The organism is Serratia sp. FGI94 (genome assembly GCF_000330865.1).
Classification (GTDB): domain Bacteria; phylum Pseudomonadota; class Gammaproteobacteria; order Enterobacterales; family Enterobacteriaceae; genus Serratia_B; species Serratia_B rubidaea.
Map to the genome: position 1 here is coordinate 3,581,797 of NC_020064.1, position 23,453 is coordinate 3,605,249.

Below are 23,453 nucleotides of genomic sequence, written 5' to 3' on the forward strand. Positions count from 1 at the left end.
CGCAACAGGGGAAAACGCGCGCCATTATAGAGAATCCGCGCCGCCGACGAAACCGTTTGCGTGGCGATTCTTGATAATTCCTAATTCTGCCGTCTGATTGTCATATTGTGTCAATAAAGTTGCACACTGGCGTTTTGTTACGCAAAATGCCCGCGAATACTGTCGATATCCCCATACTAATAAATGCTTTCCGGCCGATGCAGACAGGCGTCGCCGCGAGATAACTATTTGAAACACCAAAAGCTAAACTACATTCTCATCGGCGTTATCGCCGTGCTTCTGGCTCTCGCGCTCTGGCCGAACATCCCCTGGCGCAGCGGACAGGGCGGGCAACTCGAAGAGATCATATCCCGGGGAGAGCTGCGCATCAGTACGCTCAACTCGCCGTTAACCTATTTCACAACGCCCAAAGGCCCGAGCGGCCTGGACTATGAATTGGCGAAACGCTTCGCCAATTACCTGGGCGTGAAACTGGTCGTTTTGCCACATCAGAACATTAACGATCTGTTTGACGATCTCGATGACAACGGCGCCGATATTCTGGCCGCCGGCCTGATTTACAATCAGGAGCGTCTGAGCCGCGCCCGCACCGGCCCGGCCTACTACTCCGTGTCTCAGCAGCTGGTATACCGGCTGGGCAGCGCGCGGCCGAAAACCTTCGCCGATATAAAAGGCAAACTGGCGGTGGCCTCCGGCTCCGCCCACGTCAGCACCCTGAAGCAGCTGAAACACGACAAATTCCCCGACCTGCAGTGGGAATCCTCCAGCGATCTGACCTCGCGCGAGCTGTTGGAACAGGTGGCCGCCGGGAAACTGGATTACACCATCGGCGACTCGGTCAGCATCGCGCTGCTGCAGCGCATCCATCCGCAGCTGGCGGTGGCTTTCGACGTCGCCGACGAGGAGCCGGTCACCTGGTACCTGAAACGCAGCAGCGACGACAGCCTGTACGCCGCCATGCTGGACTTCTACAGCCAAATGGTGGAAGACGGCACGCTGGCGCGCCTGGAAGAGAAATACCTCGGCCATGTCGGCAGCTTCGACTATGTGGACACCAAGACCTTCCTGTCGGCGATCGACTCCGTGCTGCCCACCTACCAGCCGCTGTTCCAGAAATACGCCACGGCGTTTGACTGGCGTCTGCTGGCGGCGATCGCCTACCAGGAGTCGCACTGGAACCCGCTGGCAACCTCGCCGACCGGCGTGCGCGGCCTGATGATGCTGACCCGCGCCACTGCCGACGGGCTTGGGGTGAACGATCGCCTCGATCCGGAGGAGAGTATTCAGGGTGGTGCGCTCTATCTGCAGCGCCTGATGGCGAAAATACCGGCAACGGTACCGGAGGACGAACGGATCTGGTTTGCGCTGGCGGCCTATAACATCGGCTGGGGGCATATGCTCGATGCGCGCAAGCTGACCAAAATGCAAAGCGGCAATCCGGACAGCTGGGTCGATGTAAAGCAGCGCCTGCCGATGCTCAGCCAGAAGCGCTACTACCCGCAGCTGACCTACGGCTATGCGCGCGGACGGGAAGCCTATAACTACGTAGAAAACATCCGCCGCTATCAGGTCAGCCTGGTGGGATACCTGCAGGAGAAAGAGAAAAAAGCCGAGCAGGAACGGCAGACGCAGGCCGCCATGATGCAGAGCTACCCGGCGGTGCCGGCCAAGCTGGCGCTCAGCCTCGACTAATCCGCCGCGCCGGCCGCACGCTGCGCCAGCTTCAGCGCCTTTTTCTGTTCACGCCGCAGGCGGAAAAAGTTACTCAACGTCGCGGCGCACTCTTCCGCCAGCACGCCGGCGGTGATCTCCACCTGATGATTCATCCCCGGATGGCGCAGAATATCCACCAGCGAGCCCGCCGCGCCGGTCTTTTCATCCGACGCGCCGTACACCAGACGCCGGATGCGGCTGTGCACCATCGCGCCCGCGCACATCACGCACGGTTCCAGCGTCACGTACAGCGTCGCATTCAGCAGACGGTAGTTCTGCAGCACCGTGCCGCCCTGCCGCAGCGCCATAATCTCTGCGTGGGCGGTGGGATCGTGGCGGCCGATCGGCCGGTTCCAGCCCTCGCCGATGACCTGATTGTCCAGCACCAGCAGCGCTCCTACCGGCACCTCGCCCTCTTCCTGCGCACGCTGGGCCAGCGTTAGCGCCTGGCGCATCCAGTAATCATCATTATATTCGCTCATTATCTCGCTCCTCGTGCGCTTTGCGGCGGGCATTATACACAGTAGCCGATTCCCGCTCTTCTTTTGTCGCCGGACAGTCCGCAGCGGCGTGGTTTCATCCGTCCTTTTTCCCGGCGCACGCGCTTTATTCGCCAAATCATTGTGGTAGATCATAACTCCCGCAGCCCGGACGGCGTAACGTAGTAGCTATAAAATCAATAACTTCAAGGAGCGCACAATGGCTGCTGCAACATTTTATATTCCTTCCGTCAACATGATTGGCTCCGGCTGCCTGGAAGAGGCGGCGAAAACCATGCAAGAGCAAGGCCTGCGCCATGCCCTGATCGTCACCGACCGGGTGTTGAACGACATCGGCGTGGTGGCGCAGGTGCAACAGCTGCTTGCCGCGCAGGATATCCAAAGCTGCGTGTACGACGGCACTCACCCCAACCCAACCACCAGCAACGTTGAACAAGGGCTGGCGCTGTTGCGCGAGCATCAGTGCGACTGCGTCATCTCTCTTGGCGGCGGCTCTCCGCACGACTGCGCCAAAGGCATCGCGCTGGTCGCCACCAACGGCGGCGATATCAAAGATTATGAAGGGGTTGACCGCTCCGCCAAGCCGCAGCTGCCGATGGTGGCGATTAACACCACCGCCGGCACCGCATCGGAAATGACCCGTTTCTGCATCATTACCGACGAAGTGCGCCATATCAAAATGGCGATTGTCGACAAGCACGTGACGCCGATCCTGTCCGTTAACGATCCGCACCTGATGGCCGGCATGCCGAAAGGGCTGACGGCGGCTACCGGCATGGATGCGCTGACGCACGCCATCGAGGCTTACGTTTCCAGCGCCGCCAACCCGATCACCGACGCCTGCGCGCTGAAGGCGGTAACCATGATTATGGCCTCGCTGCGCGATGCGGTGAACGACGGCAAGAATATGCAGGCGCGTGAAGATATGGCTTACGCCCAGTTCCTGGCCGGCATGGCGTTCAACAACGCCTCGCTGGGCTACGTGCACGCCATGGCGCACCAGCTGGGCGGTTTCTATAACCTGCCGCACGGCGTCTGCAATGCGGTGCTGCTGCCGCACGTGCAGGAGTTCAACGCCTCCGTCGCCGCCGGCCGCCTGAAAGACGTCGCCGTGGCGATGGGGCTGGAAGTCAGCAATCTGAACGACAGTCAGGGCGCGGCGGCCTGTATCGCAGCCATCCGCAAGCTGGCGCAGGATGTCGGCATCCCGGCCGGGCTGCGCGATCTGCAGGTAAAAGAGGAAGACTTCGATACGCTGGCGGCCAACGCGCTGAAAGACGCCTGCGGCTTCACTAACCCGATTCAGGCCAGCCACGAGCAGATTGTCGCCATCTTTAAAGCGGCAATGTAAAACTCCGCGTCGGGCGGCATTCGCTTCCCGGCTCAAACAAAGAGGGCAGGATTCACATCCTGCCCTTTTCCGTTATTCCAGCTGCTGCAGCTCGCCTTCCTTACTGACCCGCCAGCGATGCTCGCAGAAGAACAGCAGCGGGTTGTCCTGCTTGCTGTCGCTGTAGCCGCTGTACAGTTTTAACGGCGCGCCGATGCGCTGCTCCAGCTGCACCACCTTTTGCGCCCCCAGACAGCGCATCTCCAGCACCCAGCCGCCATAGCGGCGGCTCATCCGGCTGCCGATCAGCCGCACGCGCGGCAAAAACCGCGAATCCTGATATACCTGTTCCACCAGCCTTTCCGGAGAGCCGGTAATCAGCCACACCTGCGCATCATGCGCGTCGAGGTACTGACGCAGCCGCATCTGCACCACCGGAAATGCGGTCACCTTGGCGCGAAAATAGCTGACGAAACGCGCTTCCAGCGCCCGCAGCCGCGCCTCCGAATGGCCAAAGGTGATCGCCCACAGCAGCAGGCTCATCGGCCAGCGCGCCGCACGCCCGGCGATCAGCATCACCGCCCCCACTAACGGCAGCAGCGGGATCACCAAAACAAGATTCAGCGGCAGGTGCCGCAATAAAAAGCGCAAGAAGCTGCCAAACATATCTTCCTGATGCAGGGTGCCATCCAGATCGAAGAACACGATGCGGCGCGACTCTTCGGTCTTCTGGCGTGGTTGGTCACTCAAACGCTACTCCTCAGGATCGTTAAACCCCATAATCCAGGTGAAAATAAACCCTGCTACAATCGTAATCAGCATCCCGGCCAGATACAACATCACCTTGCCCGAGACGATGGTCAGCGCCAAAGGCAGCCCGGAAAGGCCAAAGGTAATCACCGTCGCCACCTTCCAGTAGCTGATCAGCGCGCCGCCGACCGCACCACCAAGGCAGGCGCCGATAAACGGTTTGCCCAGCGGCAGCGTTACGCCGAAAATCAGCGGCTCGCCAATGCCGAGAATACCGACCGGCAGCGCGCCCTTAATCACCTTTTTCAGCCGTGCGTTACGGGTTTTCAGCAGCACGGCGAGGGTGGCGCCAACCTGCCCCACGCCCGCCATCGCTAAAATCGGCAGCAGCGGATTGGCGCCGTGCGCCTGCACCAGCTCAACGTGGATCGGCACCAGCCCCTGATGCAGCCCGGACAGCACTAACGGCAAAAACAGGCCGGACAGCAGCGCGCCCACCAGCAGCCCACCCTTGTCTATCGCCAGGTTGGCGCCGTGGGTTATTGCATCGGAAATATAGCCGCCCAGCGGCTGCAGCAGCACAATCGCCAGCGACGCGGTAATCAACGTGGTCAGCAGCGGATTTAAAATCAGCTCAACCGACTCCGGCAGCAGCCGGCGCAAGCGTTTTTCCAGCCAGCACATCAGCGCCACCACCAGCAGCACGGCGATCACCCCACCGCGCCCTGGCTGCAGCGCTTCGCCGAACAGGGTGATGTGCGCCAGCTGCGGGCTGGAAAGAATGCCGGCCATCACCCCGCCCATCGCCTGCGAACCGCCGAACACCCGCGCGGCGTTAACGCCAACCAGAATATTCATAATAGTGAACACCGCACCGCCGAAGATCGCCAGCAGTCCAAGTATATTCGGGTAATTCAGGGCGATATCGCCGGCAATATCCGGCCGCTTCAGGAGATTAATAATGCCGGTAATCAGGCCGGAAGCGATAAACGCCGGTATCAGCGGTATAAAGATATTAGCCAGTTTTTTCAGCACCCCGCTCATTGGCGCGGCATATTTGGCTTTGGCGGCGGCTTTATTTTCGGCAATCTTATCGCCGACGTCGGCGCCCGCCTCCGGCTCGCTCAGCAAGGTGCGCATCTCATCCACCACCTTGGCGGCGGCGCCCGGCCCAACGATAAACTGGTGCTGCTCGCCCTGCTTGATATACCCCTTGATGCCCTCCAGCCGTTGCAGCTGGGGCAGTTCGAGCCGCTGTTCATCGCTGACTTCGACGCGCACCCGCGTCATACAGTTTTCCAGCTTGAGGATATTCCCCTCGCCGCCGACGCCCGCCAAAATTTGCCGGGCCAGTGCCGCCGTCTTATCCATTGATCACCTCAATGAGCCATTAATCCGCCAACGCCGCACGCAGGTAGCCGTGGTGCACCTGTAAACGCCGCTGCGCCTCTTCGGCGCTGACCCCGGCCAACAGCATCAGAATCGCCGGCTTCACTTCGAAATCAGTCTGCGCCAGCGCAGCTTCAGCCTGACTGCGTTCCGCGCCGGTCGCCTCGACGACGATGCGGCAGGCGCGGTCCACCAGCTTCACGTTGGTCGCCTTCACGTCCACCATCAGGTTCTGGTACACCTTGCCCCATTTGACCATCGCACCGGTTGAGATCATGTTCAGCACCAGCTTTTGCGCCGTGCCGGACTTCATGCGGGTCGAGCCGGTCAGAGCCTCCGGGCCGACCACCGGGGAAATCGCCACCTGTGCTTCCTCAGCGATCGGCGAACCGGGATTACAGGAGATCGCCACCGTCGGGCAACCCAGCTGGCGCGCATAGCGCAATGCGCCGATCACATAAGGCGTACGGCCGGACGCCGCCAGCCCGACCACCATGTCAACCGGTGTTAACGCCAGACCCTGCAGGTCACGCTCCCCCAGCGCCGCGTCATCTTCCGCCCCTTCCACCGCTTTGAACATCGCCTCCGGACCGCCGGCGATCAGCCCCACCACCACGCCATGCGGCACGCCGAAGGTTGGCGGACATTCAGACGCGTCCAGCACGCCCAGTCGACCGCTGGTGCCCGCGCCCAGATAAATCAGCCGGCCGCCGGCCCGCAGCGCCGCGGCCGCCAAATCAACCGCCTGGGCGATCTCCGGCAGTACCGCCGCAATCGCCTGCGGCACTTTCCGGTCTTCACGGTTAAAACAGGTCACCATCTCCAGCGTCGACATCTCATCCAACGTCATCGTCTCTGGGTTGCGGGTTTCGGATACTAGTGCGCCTAAATTCATGGGGTAGCCTCTGGAATTTTTAATTCAAAAACACACACCAATATTTGAATATTTAATTCAACAAAGCGAGCACTATTTGCTAGTTTATACCGGCGCGCTCACAAAAATTTTTACTGCGCGCCAGCGCGCCGTTATGGCAACATCTCCCCCACGGGCACTATTAGGAATAACGGCATGAGCACTCTTCTTCGCATTCGTCAAATGTATCCTGCATTGGCGCAGAACGATCGCAAACTGGCGGATTATCTGCTGCACAACGCCGAAGAGGCTCGCCATCTGAGTTCGCAAAAACTGGCCCAGGTGGCCGGCGTCAGCCAGTCCAGCGTGGTCAAGTTTGCGCAAAAGATGGGGTATAAAGGCTTCCCGGCGCTGAAGCTGGCGCTGAGTGAAACGCTGGCGCAGCCGCAGTCGGAGCCGGTGGTGACCGTGCATAATCGCATTCTCAGCAGCGATACGCTTAAAACCGTCGGCGAAAAACTGCTGCTGGAAAAACAGGCGGCATTGCGAGCAACGCTGGACATTAACAGTGAGGAACGCCTGTATCAGGCGCTAACCATGCTGCGCGGCGCGCGGCGGGTGTTCCTGATGGGAATCGGCGCCTCGGGCCTGGTGGCCAAAGACTTCTCTTTCAAGCTGCTGAAAATCGGCGTGATGGCGGTGGCTGAAGCCGATATGCATGCGCAGCTGGCCGCGGTGCAGGCGCTGGACCCGCAAGACTTGCTGGTTGCGCTCTCCTTTAGCGGGGAGCGGCGTGAGATCAACCTGGCCGCCGACGAAGCCAAAGCGGCCGGCGCACAGGTTCTGGCGCTCACCTGCTTTTCCCCCAACAGCCTGCAACAGCGTGCGGACCACTGCCTGTACACTATTGCCGAAGAACCAAGCACCCGCAGCGCCGCCATTTCCTCCAGCACCGCCCAATACGCCCTCACCGATTTGCTGTTTATGGCGTTAATCCAGCATGATTTGGATCATGCCCGGGTGCGAATTAAACATAGCGAACAGTTAATGAAAAAACTGGTTTAAATAAACTATATTTATTAATCACTGCCTCTATCCGCAGTACAGAAGCCGGTAGTGGTGATTGTCGCCTCGGAAAAATCATTCTGGCGCGTCTCTCCCGACATAACAACATGAGGAGGCATGCCGGGAGAGCTATGTATAAAAACACCCCGCCGCGTATTCAGCGTAATTGTTTCTCTAATTCCAGCGGATTCCTTTTCCTGTTTTTAATTCTCTTGGCCGGCGAGCCAAAATACATCGTCCACTCTTCGGTATTTTTCATCACCAATGAGTTGGCGCCGACTGACGTTCCTTCCGCCAAGGTGATCCCCGGCATGACAATAGATTGAGCACCAACAATCACATGCCGCTCCAGTACAATCGTTCCGGAGACGACGCCCGTAAGCTCGGCGGGTACGGTAGGGTTGGTCATAAACCTGCCGCTATAGTCATCACTTTTTGAGTAAAGTTTTACCGATTGCGATATGCCGGAAAAATCACGCATAATAACGCCGGCGCCAGCGAAAATTGCAGCATAGCCGCCAATATGGACATAAGAACCGATATCAAGAAAACCATCACCGGCCGCAATAATTGTCGAGAAACCGTCAATTCTGACACTGTCCCCCAATGAGATATTTCCAACGCCGACTATGGTGCAATTCTTAGCGACTAACACATTTTTCCCTACCGACTTAAACCCACACTCTCTGAGTTCGTCTTCATGATAATAACCGGGATTAAAGCATTCATTTTTCACAAATAAACTCCATTTATATCAATCACTGATATATATCGCCATACATGGCACATGAAAGCCTTATCATGCATAAAACGCCCTTTAAAAGCTATCCGGATATACACGGCTCCGGATAGAAAGGCCATCCTGATTTAGCGTCGCCTTTTAGACCATACACAGTCGCTATCCGCGCCCGGCGCAACCTCCGTGCAGGTAAAGCAACCACCATACCGCGCCAGTAGGAATAAGCTTGATCTCGTCGATAAAAATCGCCGAAAAGGACAAAAAACAACCAGAATGAAAACGGTTTTATGGTAAAGTGCGCGGCGGCAGAATAGCTTCTGCGCGCTCCCTGATTTGTAAGATGGAAATGTTATTACTATGGCCCTGCTGGAATGCTGGATGGGTGGGCCTGGCAATATCAGCAGCCAGCACAACCAATGATGTGTACCATGCCTGTTCCACTGGACGTGAAAGCGAATGTACCCGAGTAGCTATACAGGATTATTCAAAATTTTCTCTTGGTACCGCTGGAGGGATTGGAGGTGGAATGGCTGGCTCGTGGGCTGTTGGTGGGATTTGCGTTGCTGCTGGTATTGCGACAGGGGGGACGGCAGCATTAGCATGCGCGATCGTCGGAAGCGGCCTCGGAGCATATGGAGGGGCCACTGCGGGTGAAGCCCTTGGTCAGAAAGCGGGCAGTTTAATGGCCGATATTTTAGTGAAATAAGTTAGGAAATTATGGGCGATATTCTCAGATATACCGGCGTTCTAATGACTTACTCTGGCCTGCTGTGTTTTTTCATCAGCCTAATTTACTTCGCCATTATAAAAAAACGCTATGACAATCTTATCTCACAATATAGATCTCATGGTTTCTTCATGAAACAATTTGATATATTAGCATCTTCCTCAGGTTTTTTTGGAAGTGTATCAGTCACTTATTTTTTCTGGCAATTATTGACTCACAAACGAATCCGGCTTTCTCGCACCGAATTCCTTGGAGATGAACCTTATAATTTCATCGCTTCATTTAAGAAAAAGGATACACAGTGGATAAAAAGGTACTTTTACCTTTTTATAACTTGGTTTGGTCTAGTATGCTTGGGTGGAATATTGATATACCTTCCTGACTGGTTGCAATTACGTTAATATTTTCACTTCGCATTGTTGTTTATCACTGTAAATGGCCGGGTTCCCTCCCGGCTTGTTGGTGCATCACGGCATCGGGATGCCCTTATCAACCGTCGCGTCGCGCATATCATTTAGCGCTTCCAACATTTCATCGCTGGACAACACGCTGTAGTAAACAGCCAAGCCGCCGCTGAACCCATCGCTGATGCGGCTAAGAACTCATCATTTTTGGGGTTATCATGCATCTGTGTTACAGTGCGCGGCATTGATATTTCCTTGTATCAGAAGCCATCAGCGTTAAGCTCACACATGGGGTCAAATCTGAAGGCTAAAAAGAGTGTGTTGCCATTCTGTGTTGCTGAACATGGTTTTTCAATGTTCGGAACACTGTGTAAATACACAGATAGTGCGGAATAAAAAATATCTCTAACCGCATGATTATAATAGAATAAATACGTAAGTGATTGATATGGCTTTACTAATAACAAAGCGGTGCATCAACTGCGATATGTGTGAACCCGAATGCCCGAATCAGGCCATCTCAATGGGCGCGGACATCTACCAGATTGATACCGAGCGCTGCACCGAATGCGTCGGCCACTATGATACGCCCACCTGTCAGCAGGTATGCCCGATTGATAACACCATCGTGGTCGATCCGCAGCATACGGAAAGCCAGGAACAGCTGTGGGATAAATTCGTGGTGCTGCACCACGCCGACAGGCTGTAATTCACGGACGCTGCGCCCGGCGGCGTCCGTCTATCATCAACGCTATCAGCTTTCGATAATCACCGTCGCGCAGGCGTAACGACGCTCATCGGCCAGTGAAACGTGGATGTTCGTCACCCCCATCTCCTGCGCCAGCTCCGCGGCCCGCTCATGCAGGCGAATATTCGGTTTGCCCAATCCGTCGTTAAACACTTCAAACTGATTGAACGCCAACCCGTTGCGAATGCCGGTGCCGAACGCCTTGGCCGCCGCTTCTTTGACGGCAAAGCGCTTGGCCAGAAAACGCACCGGCTGCTGATGCTGCTGATAGAGCGCCCATTCGGCCGCGTTCAGCACGCGTCGCGCCAGCCGATCGCCGCTGCGCTCAACCACCGCCTCAATGCGTGCGATTTCTACAATATCGGTGCCAAGGCCAAGTACCGCCATTAGCGACGCGCTTCCCGCATCAGCAGCTTCATCTCGGCAACCGCTGACGCCAAGCCGCTCATCACCGCCTGCCCGATAATGGCGTGGCCGATATTCAGCTCATGCATTTCCGGCAGCGCCGCGATCGGCTGTACGTTGTGATAGGTCAAGCCGTGACCAGCATTGACCTTCAGACCCTTTTCCGCCGCATAGCGGGCCGCCTGCGCGATGCGCAGCAGTTCCGCCTCCACCGCCAGCTCGCCCTGCGCTTCCGCATAGGCGCCGGTGTGAATCTCAATGTACGGCGCGCCCACCGCTACCGCCGCATCAATCTGGCGATGATCCGGGTCGATAAACAGCGAAACCTGAATGCCCGCCTGCGTCAGGCGCTCAACCGCCAGCGTCATTTTGTCCAGCTGGCCGGCGACGTCCAGCCCGCCTTCGGTGGTCACTTCCTCACGCTTTTCCGGCACCAGGCAACAGAACTGCGGCTGCAGCTCGCAGGCGATAGCCAGCATCTCGTCGGTCACGGCCATTTCCAGATTCATCCGCGTCTGGATGGTCTGGCGCAAAATACGCACGTCGCGATCGGTGATGTGGCGACGATCCTCACGCAGATGCACCGTGATGCCGTCCGCACCGGCCTGTTCCGCCGTGAACGCCGCCTGTACCGGATCGGGATATTGGGTTCCGCGCGCGTTACGCAAGGTGGCGATATGATCGATGTTAACGCCAAGCAGCAAATCAGCCATGACAACCTCTTAGAGTGAAATTTTCGTTCCCGCAGTTTACACCCGGGGAGAAAGTGGCAAAAGCAGAAAGGACGTCAGGCGTCGTCAACCGGCGTATGCGGTTGCTTACGGACGAACTGACGAAACAGCTCGCGGCTTTTCAGCGGCTTGCCGCCAAGGTAGGGTTTCAGCGCAATGCGGGTAAACCGTTTGGCGGCGCGCAGGGTGTCGGCATCCGGGAACTGACGCTCGGCCAACGCGCGCAGCTCGCGGCCGGTAAAGCTGTAGTGGTCCACCACCAGGCTGGCGATAAAGCCTTTTTCTTCACGATAGCGGTAGGTCATGCCGTCGTCGACCGCTTCGCCGCTGCCGGCGCAGTGCAGAAAATCCACCCCGTAACCCAGATGATGCAGCAGCGCCAGCTCAAACTGCCGCAGCGCATGTTCCGGCGAACCGTCCGACGCCGCCAGCGTCTGCAGACACTGCAGATAATCAAAGAACAGCACCGAATAGTTGGCTTCCTGCTCCAGCACGCGCGACAGCAGCTCGTTAACGTACAGGCCGCTGTACAGCATCATGCCGCTGAGAGGTAAACCGAGAGAGACCGCTTCGGCGTTGCGCAGCGTTTTGACTTCGCCACGCCCGCCCCAGCGGACCAGCAGAGGAGTAAAGGGCTGCAGACAGCCCTTCAGGTTGGAACGGCGGCTGCGCGCGCCTTTGGCCAGCAACCGCACCCGCCCGTGACCTTCGGTAAACAGATCCAGCATCAGGCTGGTTTCACTGTACGGTCGCCCATGCAGGACGAAAGCGCGCTCCCAGCCGTCCATCGGCGGTTACTTCAGGTCGTCAACATAGCCCAGGCTGCGCAGCGCACGTTCGTCGTCCGCCCAGCCGGATTTAACCTTCACCCACAGCTCCAGATGCACCTTGGCCTCAAACATCTGTTCCATGTCCTGACGGGCTTCAATACCGATGGTTTTAATCTTCGCGCCCTTGTTGCCGATCACCATTTTCTTCTGGCCTTCGCGCTCAACCAGGATCAGGCCGTGCACGTCATAGCCGCCGCGATCGTTGGCAACGAATTGCTCAATCTCAACGGTCACCGAATAAGGCAGCTCTTCACCCAGGAAGCGCATCAGTTTTTCACGGATGATTTCCGAAGCCATAAAACGCTGGGAACGGTCGGTGATGTAATCTTCCGGGAAGTGGTGCTCCGCTTCCGGCAGCAGCTTGCGCACAATGCCGGCGATGGTGTCGACATTCATCCCTTTCTCGGCGGAGATCGGCACCACGTCGAGGAAGTTCATCTGCTGGCTGAGGAACGCAATATGCGGCAGCAGTTTGGATTTGTCAGTAACGTTGTCGACCTTGTTGATCGCCAGCAGCACCGGACACTTCAGGCTGCGCAGTTTGTTCAGCACCATCTCATCGTCGTCGGTCCAGTTGGTGCCTTCCACCACGAAGATCACCAGCTCTACGTCGCCGATTGAGCTGCTGGCCGCACGGTTCATCAGGCGGTTGATGGCGCGCTTTTCCTCGATGTGCAGCCCCGGGGTATCCACGTAGATCGCCTGATAAGGCCCCTCGGTGTCGATACCCATAATGCGGTGACGCGTGGTCTGCGGCTTACGCGAGGTAATGGAGACTTTTTGCCCCAGCAGTTGGTTCAGCAACGTGGATTTGCCCACGTTGGGACGCCCAACGATCGCGATAAATCCGCAGTATTGTGTTTCTTCGCTCATTCAAGCTCCAGCTTTTTCAGCGCTTGTTCCGCTGCCGCCTGCTCGGCTTTACGGCGGCTTGAGCCGGTGCCTACCACCGGTTCGCTCAAACCACTCACCTGACAGTGGATGGTAAACTCCTGGTCGTGCGCTTCACCGCGAACCTGCACCACCAGATAAGAAGGCAACGGCAGATGACGCCCCTGCAGAAACTCCTGCAAACGGGTTTTCGGGTCTTTCTGCTTGTCGCCCGGGCTGATTTCATCCAGCCGGCTGCGATACCAATCAAGAATCAACCGTTCGACGGTCTGAATATCGCTGTCCAGGAAGACGCCGCCAATCAGGGCTTCCACCGTATCGGCCAGAATCGACTCACGGCGGAAACCGCCGCTTTTCAGTTCGCCGGGCCCCAGGCGCAGACATTCGCCCAGGTCAAACTCGCGCGCCATCTCCGCCAGCGTATTGCCGCGCACCAGCGTGGCGCGCATGCGGCTCATATCCCCCTCGTCAACGCGAGGAAAACGGTGATAGAGCGCATTGGCGATGACAAAACTCAAAATAGAGTCGCCCAGGAACTCAAGACGTTCATTATGTTTACTGCTGGCGCTGCGGTGAGTCAGCGCCTGCAGCAAAAGTTCTTGCTGTTGAAAAGTGTAGCCCAGCTTGCGCTGCAGCCTGTTAATTACGATGGGATTCATGAGTTACCAATAGATCAAGAATGCGTCAAAAACTTTACAGCATACGGAACAGACCTGCTTTCCAAAGCTGTTTCGTTTGCAGTGGCTCCAAACAGAACCAACTTTTATCGCCTGATATTCTACAACGAGCGGCAACAGAATGCTGCGTTTATCTCCCCGCCCTGCTTCAGCCGCATTAAATTAATACGACGCCGGCAGAACGGGGAGAAATAGCAATTAGTGAATACCGCCAATACGGCTTAATCTGACGCCGGTCGGCCACTCACCTTCCTGCTTTTCAAAACTCATCCAGATTGCCGTGGCTTTACCTACCAGGTTCTTCTCCGGTACGAAGCCCCAATAACGGCTGTCGGCGCTGTTATCGCGGTTATCGCCCATCATGAAATAATGACCGGCCGGCACCACCCACTCGGCCAGCTGATTGCCGGGCTGCTGGTAATAGGCACCAACCTGATCCTGCGTCCCCGGCACGGTCAGCACCCGGTGCGTCACGTCGCCCAGCGTTTCGTTACGCTCACGCAGGCGGATACCGCCCTGCGGCACGCTGTCGTTCAGCGGAATATTGTAGAAGCCGTTGCTGGCCTCACCCATGCCGCTGCGGCTGAACATCTGCACGAAATCGCTCGGCGCCGCCTGATTATAGGTGACCGCCAGGGCTTTATCGCAGGACTGGCCATTATCGCACGCCGGCTGTACCGTTACGCGCTTATTCACCGGATCGTAGCTGACCTTATCGCCCGGCAGACCGACAACGCGCTTGATATAATCCAGCTTGGGATTGAGCGGATATTTAAATACCGCAATATCGCCGCGCTTCGGATGGCCGGTTTCGATCAGCGTGGTCTGGGTGATCGGATCCTTAATCCCGTAAGCGTACTTTTCCACCAGAATAAAATCACCGATCAACAGCGTCGGCATCATCGAACCGGATGGAATCTGGAACGGCTCGTAAACAAACGAGCGCACCACGAAGACCAGCAGCAGCACCGGGAAGACCGAGGCGCCGGTTTCTACCCAGCCCGGCTGCTTGGCGACTTTCGCCAGCGTCTTGTCATCCAGCGTGCCGTCGGTCTGTTCATTTACCGCCGCAATTTTCGCCCGGCGAGCCGGCGCCCACTTAAAGCGTTCCAGGCACCAGATGATCCCGGTCACCAACGTGGCAATCGCCAGGATCAAGGCAAACATATTCGCCATGCAAACTCCCTTGTTATCGAGCCTTCGCTCTTACTTACCGTCTTTACCCACGTGCAGAATGGCCAGGAACGCTTCCTGCGGCAGCTCAACGTTGCCGACCTGCTTCATGCGTTTCTTACCGTCTTTCTGTTTCTGCAACAGCTTTTTCTTACGGCTGACGTCGCCGCCGTAGCACTTGGCCAGAACGTTCTTACGCAGCTGTTTCACCGTTGAACGCGCGATGATATGCGTGCCGATAGCCGCCTGAATGGCGATATCGAACTGCTGGCGCGGGATCAGATCCTTCATCTTCTCCACCAGATCGCGGCCGCGGTACTGCGCATTGTCGCGGTGGGTAATCAGCGCCAGCGCGTCCACGCGCTCGCTGTTGATCAGCACGTCGACGCGCACCATGTCGGACGCCTGGAAGCGTTTGAAGTTGTAATCCAGCGACGCGTAGCCGCGCGAGGTAGACTTCAGGCGGTCGAAGAAGTCGAGCACCACTTCCGCCATCGGAATCTCATAGGTCAGCGCCACCTGATTGCCGTGATACACCATATTGGTCTGCACGCCGCGTTTTTCCACGCACAGCGTAATCACGTTGCCCAGGTACTCCTGCGGCATCAGCATATGACATTCGGCGATCGGTTCGCGCAGCTCGGCGATATTGTTGAGCGGCGGCAGTTTGGACGGGCTGTCGACATACACCGTTTCACCGCCGGTGGTTTCCACTTCGTAGACTACCGTCGGCGCGGTGGTGATCAGATCCAGATCGTACTCACGCTCCAGACGCTCCTGAATGATCTCCATATGCAGCAGGCCGAGGAAGCCGCAGCGGAAACCGAAGCCCAGCGCGCTGGAGCTTTCCGGCTCGTAGAACAGCGAGGCATCGTTCAGGCTCAGTTTGCCCAGCGCATCGCGGAAGGCTTCATAGTCATCGGAGCTTATCGGGAACAGCCCGGCATAAACCTGCGGCTTCACTTTTTTGAAGCCCGGCAGCGCTTTTTCCGCCGGTTGACGCGCGGTGGTCAGGGTATCGCCCACCGGCGCGCCCAGGATGTCTTTAATCGCGCAGACCAGCCAGCCGACTTCGCCGCAGTTCAGCACGTCGCGGTCGACGCGTTTCGGGGTGAAAATCCCCAGACGGTCGGCGTTGTAAACCTGGCCGGTGCTCATCACCTTGATCTTGTCGCCTTTACGCATGGTGCCGTTTTTAATCCGCACCAGCGAGACCACGCCAAGATAGTTATCGAACCAGGAGTCGATGATCAGCGCCTGCAGCGGCGCCTCTGGATCGCCTTCCGGCGGCGGGATGTCGCGCACCAAGCGCTCCAGCACTTCCGGCACGCCGACGCCGGTCTTCGCGGAGCAGCGCACCGCATCAGCGGCGTCAATGCCGACGATATCCTCAATCTCCTGCGCTGCGCGATCCGGATCGGCGGCCGGCAGGTCGATTTTGTTCAGCACCGGCACCACTTCCAGATCCATTTCAATGGCGGTATAGCAGTTGGCCAGCGTCTGCGCTTCTACGCCCTGGCCGGCGTCCACCACCAGCAGCGCACCTTCACAGGCAGCCAGCGAGCGGGAGACTTCGTACGAGAAGTCGACGTGGCCCGGGGTATCGATAAAGTTCAGCTGATAGGTTTCACCATCGGGCGCCTTATAATCCAGCGTGACGCTCTGCGCCTTGATGGTGATGCCGCGTTCGCGCTCCAGTTCCATGGAGTCCAGCACCTGTGCGGCCATTTCACGATCGGTCAAGCCGCCGCAAATCTGGATAATACGGTCCGACAGCGTCGACTTACCGTGGTCAATATGGGCAATAATGGAGAAATTTCGTATATGCTTCATTATAAAAGTTTTTCTGCCTTGGTATTTCTGAATTACTCGCCTATGGAAACCCGCATGGACCTAAAGCGACAGTGAGTTGGGTTAGGCCGTCTTTCGCCTGAATCGCTGCATTCTACATGCCGTAACAGCGAAAACCTAGCGATCGCTGCAGCGAAAACATTCTATTATGCGCTGTTTAATGGGGCCGGGGCTAGCCGTGGATGAAAACAAATGTTAATCGGAAAAACATTTTGCCGGGGCGGGGAAAGATCGGTAAAAACGCACGCTGCGCCTGCCCCTAATACATAATGCGCCGCCGCGCAATCAACGCACTCTTAAACCCTCGAAAAAACAGGCTGAATATCAGCTAATTATCGGTCGCCGCCCTTTAGGAAAAAACCCATATACCTGACGCCCGCGCCTCGATAGAAAGGAGGTGAGCTCCGCATAAAATGATGAAATCAGGGCGCTACATCGGCAAGCCCACCGGAGTTCACCAGCATATCTCTGTAGGTTGATTGGAAGGTGCGTATGATCGATAAAGGGCAGATGCTGAGCCGGCACGATTTTTCAAAGGTCAATTGGGGCATTCTGGCAGCGGCGGCGCTGCTGTTAACCATCGGCGGCGCGCTGTTAATGCTGCCGCTGATGAGCAATATGGAAGAGCACGGCATCCTGACCTTGCTGCAAACCGGCGCGGTAACCATCTTACTGGCGTGTATCCTGCTGGCGCTGCGTCATTTCCTGCGCCCCACGCAGACCTATCGCCTGTATGAACACGGCGTCAGAGTGTTCAACAGCCATAACCATCAGGAACGCTTTATCCCGTTTGAGAAAATCGTCGATGTCTACCGCACCCGCGGCGTGCCGCTGCTGGGCAACCTGTGCGGCGGCCTGTGTGAAGCCATGGCGTTCCGTACCGCCGCCGATCAACCCTGGTGCACGGTATACAGCAACGTGTCCCACGCCTGGGCGCTGCGCGACACCATCATCAGCCAGCAAATCCTCCTGCGCGGGCCGGTCGCCCTCAATGCGCTGTATCAGGGCGAAGAACTGCCCTTTCACTACCTTACCGGCCGGGGCCGCTGGCTCACCTGGCTGCTCGGCGGCAAACCGCATCGCCTGCCGGGCCAAACGCTGCGGCTAAGCGCCAAAACGCTGGTCACGCCGCAGGGCAGCATCGATATTGCGCAGGTTCACTCGCTGGACAGTCAGCCGCAACACGGCGAGATCCGCCTGCGTGACGCGCAGGGCCAGACGCTGGCCACGCTGTGCTACTTTTCACTGCTGAGCGCCGATCTGTTTATTGCGTTGCTGGAGCATATGATTAACAACCGCATCCCCGCCTACCGTAACCCGGCGATGACGCGGTCAGTAATTTAATCAGACAGGGGGGATTCCGGCTGCAGACGCAGCGCGGTAGGAGGCAGGCCAATTTGTAACACTACCGGCTGGTAGGCGTCCTGCTCACCGAGACGGTGGGCCAATTTACGCGCCAGCAAAAAGGCGCCCACGCCGCCGAACAGCGCGCCCAGCGCCGCCGCGCCGTCCGTCGCCAGCCACAGCTGCAGCGCACCGCCGCCGAGCATCATACCCAGCAGCGGCGTCAGATAGACCAGCATCGCCGAGCGCAGCAAGCTGCCTTCGGTAATGCCCACTTCGACCCGTTGCCCCGGCTCCAGCGGTTGTTCAATCTGCACCCGCAGCTGATGCTCGGTCTCCGGCACCAGCTCGTTCAGCGCGCGCGTACCGCAGCCCGAACGGGCCTTACAGCTGCCGCAGCCCGCTTTCGGCTCGCAGCGCAGCAGCGCGACGCCCTGTTGCCACGAAACAACCGTGGCCCACTCTTTCATCATTTCGACGATCCCCTGAAGGAAATACCGTCAGCAATACGCTTGGCGGTTGACGGCGGCACTTCGCCGACGATGGTAATCTCTTTGCCGTTGCGCAATTCGGTCTGAATCGTCCGCCGCCCCTGGCGGTAGAGCTGCGTGCCAACGCCGCTGCCCGCCGGGCTGACGTTGACCGAGAAGCTGAACAGGCCGTCGCTGTATAACCGCGTCTCTACCGGCACGGAAACGTTCGGCAATTTGCGGCGATTGCGCGCCACTTCGCTGACTCCGGCCGGTAACCAGACCGTATCCCAGCCAAGTTTAACATTGTCCTGCGCCGGCAGGGAAATCAGCGGCGGCAATGAGGCTTTCAGCAGTCCGCTCAGCGCATTCTGCACCTCTTCGCCCACGGTGAACGAAATCACCCGGTACTGTTCCAGCGTTTCGCCGTTGCGGTCAAGCAGATCCACCCGCAGCGGCAGTTTGGTCTCTTCATCCATCCAGACAATATAGCTGTAGCGCGAACCGTCGCGCGCCACCACGCGAATCACCTCGCAAGGGCGATCGGAAATCCGCGTGCGGCCGACGGAGATAAAATCATAGTATTTTGCCAGACGGGTAAAGTCGGCGTACACGATGGAAGGCAGCGCATCAACAATATGATCGCCCGACAGGGTAAACGGCTCCAGACCCGGCTCGAAATAACTGATGCCGTCGCCGCGCTGCAGCACTTCACGGCGCGGGCCGTCCATATGCAATAGCTGACCGAGCGCCTGCTGCTCAACCAGAGCATGGCGATAGCGTAACGACTCTATCCCCTGCTTGGTGATGCTGATATAGGCAAGCTCGTAATTGAGTGAACGGCTGGCGCTGCTCATCTGTTGCAACAACGCCCCGGACGCGGTCTGCGCCGGGGCGGTATTTGAGTAGAGCAGGCTGCCCGTCAATAGACAAACGGAGAACCAAAGTTGCTTCATTACTGCTGCTGCATTCCTAAAGACTGGGTGCCTGGAACCTGAACGGCGGCCTGCTGCGGCGTGCCTTGATCAAGTTGCAACTGGTTTGAATGCAAGCGGCGTTGCAGTTCATAGTCCTGCAGCATCGCATTGATACGTTTACGCTGTTCCTGAACCTGCTGCTGTTGGCCGCTGCCGGTTGAGAAACTGTCTGCCGGTACGCCCAGGCTTACCGGAGACGGCTGGCCCATAATCGGCAGCGTATTGAACGCCGGTGCTTCCGAAGAGCCCGGCTGCGTGGCATCAGGCTGATTGTAGTGCTGAACGCCGACGATCACCGCCAGAGAGACGCAGGCGGCAACCCCGACCTGAGTCAGCTGGCTGGCCCACGGGCGCACTTTGTGCCAGAAAGGCATTTTCTGCCAGGTTTCCGGCTGCGGCTGAGATTCAGGCACCGCGGAAGGAACCAGGCGAGCAGGCTCTTTCTCCAGTGCAGCAGCAACACGTTCGGCGATATCGAGATGAATTACTTGTCCTACATCACCCCGAAGCGTGTCACGTATCAGGTGATAGCTCTGCCAGCTTTGTTGAAGCGCCCGATCCTGCGATAAAGAGCTCAGCAGTTCGTTATCGAGCGACTCACCATCCATCAGAGCGGAAAGTTTTTCTTTCTGCATGCCTAAATACCCTTCCTGTATCCGCCATCGCTAACGCTGAATCAGCGGTTGAACTTTATTATCGATAGCCTCCCGAGCGCGGAAAATACGCGAGCGTACGGTCCCGACCGGGCAATCCATGATGGCGGCTATTTCTTCGTAGCTTAGGCCATCCAACTCCCGCAAGGTGATCGCCATACGCAGATCCTCAGGGAGCGACTCAATGGTACGGAAAACTATCTGTCTCAACTCTTCTGACAACATTAAGTTCTCAGGGTTCGAAATTTCTTTCAATGCACCGGCGCTTTCATAGTTTTCAGCGTCGTTGGCGTCCACATCGCTTGCCGGCGGACGCCGCCCCTGAGCAACCAGGTAATTTTTTGCTGTATTCACAGCGATTCGATATAACCAGGTGTAAAAAGCGCTGTCGCCGCGGAAAGACTCCAGCGCGCGATAGGCTTTAATAAACGACTCCTGCACCACATCGGGCACATCGCCCTGCGGCACATAGCGGGAAACCAGGCTCGCCACTTTATGCTGGTAGCGCACCACCAGTAAGTTAAACGCCTTCTGATCGCCCTTCTGGACCCGTTCAACCAGCACCTGATCCGTTAACTGCTCGCTCATCCGAGGTAAATTCTCCCCAAATCTGTCTCCACGCGTGAAATTGTACTGCCAGCCATACATTTTTCCTGAGCAAGCACTCGCTTGGAGTTCATATGGAAATCAAAGTTCCATACGGCCATTGTTTTTTCTGTTGATGTCGCCCTATCCGTGGCATTTGCCCGGACAATTAGGCTAACATGATTTTCACTCTTCTTCTGCACACATCATACGTTATGCAACCATCTTCTGAATATGTTAGCGATGTACTGATCGTCGGCAGCGGCGCTGCGGGCCTGTCACTGGCTCTGCGGCTGGCGCAACACGGTAAGGTCACCGTGCTGAGCAAAGGCCCGCTCAACGAAGGCGCCACCTTTTATGCCCAGGGCGGCATCGCCGCGGTGTTTGATGAAACGGACAGCATTGCGTCGCACGTTGACGATACGCTGATTGCCGGCGCGGGGCTGTGTGATAAAGAGGCGGTCGAGTTTATCGCCGGCAACGCGCGCCACTGCGTCCAGTGGCTAATCGATCAGGGCGTGCTGTTTGATACCGAAACCAACGCCCAGGGCGAGGAGCGCTATCACCTGACGCGCGAAGGCGGCCACAGCCACCGCCGCATTCTGCACGCCGCAGACGCCACCGGTAAGGAAGTAGAGACCACACTGGTGGGGAAAGCAAGCGCCCATCCGAATATTTGCGTCATGGAGCGCCGCAACGCCGTCGACCTGATCACCTCCAGCAAAATCGGCCTGCCCGGCACCCGCCGCGTGGTGGGCGCCTACGTCTGGAACCGCGAGCTGGAGCGGGTGGAGACGCACCGCGCCAAAACCGTGGTGCTGGCAACCGGCGGCGCCGCCAAGGTGTACCAGTACACCACCAACCCGGACATCTCCTCCGGCGACGGCATCGCCATGGCCTGGCGCGCCGGCTGCCGGGTCGCCAACCTGGAGTTTAACCAGTTCCACCCCACCTGCCTGTTCCACCCGCAGGCGCGCAACTTTTTGCTGACCGAAGCGCTGCGCGGCGAAGGCGCCCATCTGCTGCACCCGGACGGCAGCCGCTTTATGCCGGACTTCGACCCGCGGGGCGAACTGGCGCCGCGCGATATTGTCGCCCGCGCTATCGATCATGAAATGAAGCGCCTCGGCGCCGACTGCATGTATCTGGATATCAGCCATAAGCCGGCCGAATTTATCATCCAACACTTCCCGATGATCCATGACAAGCTGCTGACGCTGGGCTTTGACCTGACCAAACAGCCGATCCCAATCGTACCGGCGGCGCATTATACCTGCGGCGGCGTGATGGTCGACCAGCACGGCCGTACCGACCTTGACGGGCTGTACGCCATCGGCGAGGTGAGCTATACCGGGCTGCACGGCGCCAACCGCATGGCCTCAAATTCGCTGCTGGAGTGCCTGGTGTACGGCTGGTCCGCCGCCGAGGATATTGTGCGCCGCCTGCCGGCCATCAAGCTGGCCAGCACGCTGCCGCAGTGGGATGAAAGCCGGGTGGATGATTCGGACGAACGCGTGGTGATCCAGCATAACTGGCACGAGCTGCGGCTGTTTATGTGGGACTACGTCGGCATCGTCCGCACCACCAAACGGCTGGAGCGCGCACTGCGCCGCATCAACACGCTGCAGCAGGAAATTGACGAGTATTACGCCAATTTCCGCATCTCCAACAATCTGCTGGAGCTGCGCAATCTGGTGCAGGTGGCCGAGCTGATGGTGCGCAGCGCCATGGCGCGCAAGGAGAGCCGCGGCCTGCACTACACGCTGGACTATCCGGAACAGCTGCCGGAAGCGCGTCCGACCATTCTGCAGCCTTAGTAAAACAGGTAAAAATCAGCGATCAGACGGCGGAACGGCGGGCTGTAGTCGCCATCCGCCTGCTTGATGGCCAGATCGCTCTCGACACACGCCTGCGGCGTGCGCGTCAGCGCCAGCAATATGCGGTGGCGCACAGTATCCGCCCGGTCGCTGACGTTCACCCGCTGCGCCAGATGCCAGCCGCGCTGCTGCGCATCGGCGGCAAAGGCCTCGCCAATCTCATATGGCAGCACCACGCACAGCGTGCCGTCGGGCTGTAACAGCCGTTCGGCGCAGTCAAGCAGCACGTCATGGGTCAGCGTTTCGGTATAGCGCGCCGCATCGCGCGCCCGGTCACGGCAGGCTACCGCCGGGGCGAAATAGGGCGGATTGCTGACAATCAGATCGTAAGCTGCGGTCTGTTGGCGGGAAAACGGCTCAATATCCTGCTGGTGTACGCAAATACGCTGCGGCCACGGCGACGCATCCGCATTGTCATGCGCCTGCGCGGCGGCGGCGGCGTCCAGTTCAACCGCGTCAATCTGCACCTCATCCGCGGTACGCTGCGCCAGCATCAGCGCGATCAGTCCGCTGCCGCAGCCGATATCCAGCGCCCGCCGGACCGCCTTCACCGGCGCCCAGGCGCCGAGCAGCACGCCGTCGGTGCCGACTTTCATGGCGCAGCGATCGTGCGCGACAAAAAACTGCTTGAAGGTAAAACCGCCGCGGCGCGGTTTGAAACTGGCTTTTGACTGACTGTTCACGATAGGCACCTGGCTGGAAAACCGGCGTAGCATAAGGCAATCTGCGGGGTGGTGAAAGCGTTCCGGCCTTAAAAAGGATGAACCCGGC

At 58.0% G+C, this 23,453-nt stretch carries 23 protein-coding genes; 6 read left to right on the forward strand and 17 right to left on the reverse strand.

What is annotated here, in order from left to right; genetic code table 11:
• Positions 1-228 precede the first annotated feature (228 nt).
• Complete coding sequence (gene mltF, locus D781_RS16325) at positions 229-1,692, forward strand: membrane-bound lytic murein transglycosylase MltF (RefSeq protein ID WP_041411850.1); 1,464 nt, start codon at positions 229-231, stop codon at positions 1,690-1,692.
• Here mltF and tadA read toward each other — a convergent pair.
• The gene (gene tadA, locus D781_RS16330) at positions 1,689-2,195 is read right to left on the reverse strand and encodes a tRNA adenosine(34) deaminase TadA (RefSeq protein ID WP_015673441.1); all 507 of its coding nucleotides are present in this window, start codon (positions 2,193-2,195) and stop codon (positions 1,689-1,691) included. The two genes, mltF and tadA, sit on opposite strands and share 4 nt — an antisense overlap.
• Before the next feature lie 217 nt (positions 2,196-2,412).
• Here tadA and yiaY point away from each other — a divergent pair, with 217 nt between their 5' ends.
• The gene (yiaY, locus tag D781_RS16335; protein WP_015673442.1) at positions 2,413-3,564 is read left to right on the forward strand and encodes an L-threonine dehydrogenase; all 1,152 of its coding nucleotides are present in this window, start codon (positions 2,413-2,415) and stop codon (positions 3,562-3,564) included.
• Between the two features lie 72 nt (positions 3,565-3,636).
• On the opposite strand, the gene yfhb is transcribed toward yiaY, so the two are convergent.
• The 3 genes from yfhb to murQ are packed head-to-tail and all read right to left on the reverse strand — an operon-like array spanning position 3,637 to position 6,577.
• Positions 3,637-4,293: a phosphatidylglycerophosphatase C gene (yfhb, locus tag D781_RS16340; RefSeq protein ID WP_015673443.1), complete on the reverse strand. Its 657-nt coding sequence runs from the start codon at positions 4,291-4,293 to the stop codon at positions 3,637-3,639.
• A gap of 3 nt (positions 4,294-4,296) precedes the next feature.
• Positions 4,297-5,664, reverse strand: a complete 1,368-nt coding sequence (locus D781_RS16345; protein ID WP_015673444.1) for a PTS transporter subunit EIIC — start codon at positions 5,662-5,664, stop codon at positions 4,297-4,299.
• 19 nt (positions 5,665-5,683) lie between these two features.
• Positions 5,684-6,577, reverse strand: coding sequence for an N-acetylmuramic acid 6-phosphate etherase (gene murQ, locus D781_RS16350; protein ID WP_015673445.1), 894 nt, complete (start codon positions 6,575-6,577; stop codon positions 5,684-5,686).
• 174 nt (positions 6,578-6,751) lie between these two features.
• Between murQ and D781_RS16355 the strand changes: the two genes are divergently transcribed.
• A complete protein-coding gene (locus D781_RS16355) occupies positions 6,752-7,600 on the forward strand; it encodes a MurR/RpiR family transcriptional regulator (RefSeq protein WP_015673446.1) in 849 nt (282 codons plus the stop codon).
• Between the two features lie 157 nt (positions 7,601-7,757).
• On the opposite strand, the gene D781_RS16360 is transcribed toward D781_RS16355, so the two are convergent.
• A complete protein-coding gene (locus D781_RS16360; protein WP_015673447.1) occupies positions 7,758-8,336 on the reverse strand; it encodes an acyltransferase in 579 nt (192 codons plus the stop codon).
• 1,582 nt (positions 8,337-9,918) lie between these two features.
• Between D781_RS16360 and D781_RS16365 the strand changes: the two genes are divergently transcribed.
• Positions 9,919-10,179 (forward strand): YfhL family 4Fe-4S dicluster ferredoxin, encoded by a 261-nt coding sequence (locus tag D781_RS16365; RefSeq protein WP_015673448.1) that lies wholly within the window; start codon positions 9,919-9,921, stop codon positions 10,177-10,179.
• A 45-nt stretch (positions 10,180-10,224) separates the two neighbouring features.
• Here D781_RS16365 and acpS read toward each other — a convergent pair whose 3' ends face one another.
• From acpS to lepA, 7 genes are all read right to left on the reverse strand, one after another.
• Complete coding sequence (acpS, locus tag D781_RS16370) at positions 10,225-10,605, reverse strand: holo-ACP synthase (RefSeq protein WP_015673449.1); 381 nt, start codon at positions 10,603-10,605, stop codon at positions 10,225-10,227.
• A complete protein-coding gene (gene pdxJ, locus D781_RS16375) occupies positions 10,605-11,336 on the reverse strand; it encodes a pyridoxine 5'-phosphate synthase (protein WP_015673450.1) in 732 nt (243 codons plus the stop codon). The genes acpS and pdxJ overlap by 1 nt, the downstream gene beginning before the upstream one ends.
• Before the next feature lie 74 nt (positions 11,337-11,410).
• Positions 11,411-12,142: a DNA repair protein RecO gene (gene recO, locus D781_RS16380; protein ID WP_015673451.1), complete on the reverse strand. Its 732-nt coding sequence runs from the start codon at positions 12,140-12,142 to the stop codon at positions 11,411-11,413.
• Between the two features lie 6 nt (positions 12,143-12,148).
• Positions 12,149-13,057, reverse strand: a complete 909-nt coding sequence (era, locus tag D781_RS16385; protein ID WP_015673452.1) for a GTPase Era — start codon at positions 13,055-13,057, stop codon at positions 12,149-12,151.
• Complete coding sequence (gene rnc, locus D781_RS16390) at positions 13,054-13,734, reverse strand: ribonuclease III (RefSeq protein ID WP_004929158.1); 681 nt, start codon at positions 13,732-13,734, stop codon at positions 13,054-13,056. Before rnc ends, era begins: the two co-directional genes overlap by 4 nt.
• Positions 13,735-13,950: 216 nt before the next feature.
• Positions 13,951-14,928: a signal peptidase I gene (gene lepB, locus D781_RS16395; RefSeq protein WP_015673453.1), complete on the reverse strand. Its 978-nt coding sequence runs from the start codon at positions 14,926-14,928 to the stop codon at positions 13,951-13,953.
• Between the two features lie 30 nt (positions 14,929-14,958).
• Positions 14,959-16,758, reverse strand: a complete 1,800-nt coding sequence (gene lepA, locus D781_RS16400) for a translation elongation factor 4 (RefSeq protein ID WP_015673454.1) — start codon at positions 16,756-16,758, stop codon at positions 14,959-14,961.
• A 510-nt stretch (positions 16,759-17,268) separates the two neighbouring features.
• On the opposite strand from lepA, the gene D781_RS16405 reads away from it, so the two are divergent.
• Positions 17,269-18,120 (forward strand): hypothetical protein, encoded by an 852-nt coding sequence (locus D781_RS16405; protein WP_015673455.1) that lies wholly within the window; start codon positions 17,269-17,271, stop codon positions 18,118-18,120.
• Here the strand turns inward: D781_RS16405 and rseC are convergent.
• The 4 genes from rseC to rpoE are packed head-to-tail and all read right to left on the reverse strand — an operon-like array spanning position 18,117 to position 20,808.
• The gene (rseC, locus tag D781_RS16410; RefSeq protein ID WP_015673456.1) at positions 18,117-18,593 is read right to left on the reverse strand and encodes a SoxR-reducing system protein RseC; all 477 of its coding nucleotides are present in this window, start codon (positions 18,591-18,593) and stop codon (positions 18,117-18,119) included. The genes D781_RS16405 and rseC overlap by 4 nt on opposite strands.
• A complete protein-coding gene (rseB, locus tag D781_RS16415; protein WP_015673457.1) occupies positions 18,590-19,546 on the reverse strand; it encodes a sigma-E factor regulatory protein RseB in 957 nt (318 codons plus the stop codon). The genes rseC and rseB overlap by 4 nt, the downstream gene beginning before the upstream one ends.
• Positions 19,546-20,202, reverse strand: a complete 657-nt coding sequence (rseA, locus tag D781_RS16420; protein ID WP_015673458.1) for an anti-sigma-E factor RseA — start codon at positions 20,200-20,202, stop codon at positions 19,546-19,548. Before rseA ends, rseB begins: the two co-directional genes overlap by 1 nt.
• 30 nt (positions 20,203-20,232) lie before the next feature.
• Positions 20,233-20,808 carry an RNA polymerase sigma factor RpoE gene (gene rpoE / locus D781_RS16425; RefSeq protein ID WP_015673459.1) on the reverse strand — a complete coding sequence of 192 codons (576 nt, stop codon included), beginning with the start codon at positions 20,806-20,808 and terminating at the stop codon, positions 20,233-20,235.
• A gap of 212 nt (positions 20,809-21,020) precedes the next feature.
• On the opposite strand from rpoE, the gene nadB reads away from it, so the two are divergent.
• Entirely contained in the window at positions 21,021-22,622 is a 1,602-nt protein-coding gene (nadB, locus tag D781_RS16430; protein WP_199557137.1) for an L-aspartate oxidase, read from the forward strand.
• Here the strand turns inward: nadB and D781_RS16435 are convergent.
• Positions 22,619-23,398: a methyltransferase gene (locus D781_RS16435; protein ID WP_015673461.1), complete on the reverse strand. Its 780-nt coding sequence runs from the start codon at positions 23,396-23,398 to the stop codon at positions 22,619-22,621. The genes nadB and D781_RS16435 overlap by 4 nt on opposite strands.
• Between the last annotated feature and the right edge of the window lie 55 nt (positions 23,399-23,453).

What these genes read in the sequence shown, in the direction of transcription:
- tadA (WP_015673441.1), bottom strand. Translation starts at nt 2,195, where the DNA reads ATGAGCGAATATAATGATGATTACTGGATGCGCCAGGCGCTAACGCTG.
- yiaY (WP_015673442.1), top strand. Translation starts at nt 2,413, where the DNA reads ATGGCTGCTGCAACATTTTATATTCCTTCCGTCAACATGATTGGCTCC.
- D781_RS16345 (WP_015673444.1), bottom strand. Translation starts at nt 5,664, where the DNA reads ATGGATAAGACGGCGGCACTGGCCCGGCAAATTTTGGCGGGCGTCGGC.
- murQ (WP_015673445.1), bottom strand. Translation starts at nt 6,577, where the DNA reads ATGAATTTAGGCGCACTAGTATCCGAAACCCGCAACCCAGAGACGATG.
- D781_RS16355 (WP_015673446.1), top strand. Translation starts at nt 6,752, where the DNA reads ATGAGCACTCTTCTTCGCATTCGTCAAATGTATCCTGCATTGGCGCAG.
- D781_RS16365 (WP_015673448.1), top strand. Translation starts at nt 9,919, where the DNA reads ATGGCTTTACTAATAACAAAGCGGTGCATCAACTGCGATATGTGTGAA.
- acpS (WP_015673449.1), bottom strand. Translation starts at nt 10,605, where the DNA reads ATGGCGGTACTTGGCCTTGGCACCGATATTGTAGAAATCGCACGCATT.
- pdxJ (WP_015673450.1), bottom strand. Translation starts at nt 11,336, where the DNA reads ATGGCTGATTTGCTGCTTGGCGTTAACATCGATCATATCGCCACCTTG.
- recO (WP_015673451.1), bottom strand. Translation starts at nt 12,142, where the DNA reads ATGGACGGCTGGGAGCGCGCTTTCGTCCTGCATGGGCGACCGTACAGT.
- era (WP_015673452.1), bottom strand. Translation starts at nt 13,057, where the DNA reads ATGAGCGAAGAAACACAATACTGCGGATTTATCGCGATCGTTGGGCGT.
- rnc (WP_004929158.1), bottom strand. Translation starts at nt 13,734, where the DNA reads ATGAATCCCATCGTAATTAACAGGCTGCAGCGCAAGCTGGGCTACACT.
- lepB (WP_015673453.1), bottom strand. Translation starts at nt 14,928, where the DNA reads ATGGCGAATATGTTTGCCTTGATCCTGGCGATTGCCACGTTGGTGACC.
- lepA (WP_015673454.1), bottom strand. Translation starts at nt 16,758, where the DNA reads ATGAAGCATATACGAAATTTCTCCATTATTGCCCATATTGACCACGGT.
- D781_RS16405 (WP_015673455.1), top strand. Translation starts at nt 17,269, where the DNA reads ATGATCGATAAAGGGCAGATGCTGAGCCGGCACGATTTTTCAAAGGTC.
- rseC (WP_015673456.1), bottom strand. Translation starts at nt 18,593, where the DNA reads ATGATGAAAGAGTGGGCCACGGTTGTTTCGTGGCAACAGGGCGTCGCG.
- rseB (WP_015673457.1), bottom strand. Translation starts at nt 19,546, where the DNA reads ATGAAGCAACTTTGGTTCTCCGTTTGTCTATTGACGGGCAGCCTGCTC.
- rseA (WP_015673458.1), bottom strand. Translation starts at nt 20,202, where the DNA reads ATGCAGAAAGAAAAACTTTCCGCTCTGATGGATGGTGAGTCGCTCGAT.
- rpoE (WP_015673459.1), bottom strand. Translation starts at nt 20,808, where the DNA reads ATGAGCGAGCAGTTAACGGATCAGGTGCTGGTTGAACGGGTCCAGAAG.
- nadB (WP_199557137.1), top strand. Translation starts at nt 21,021, where the DNA reads ATGCAACCATCTTCTGAATATGTTAGCGATGTACTGATCGTCGGCAGC.
- D781_RS16435 (WP_015673461.1), bottom strand. Translation starts at nt 23,398, where the DNA reads ATGCTACGCCGGTTTTCCAGCCAGGTGCCTATCGTGAACAGTCAGTCA.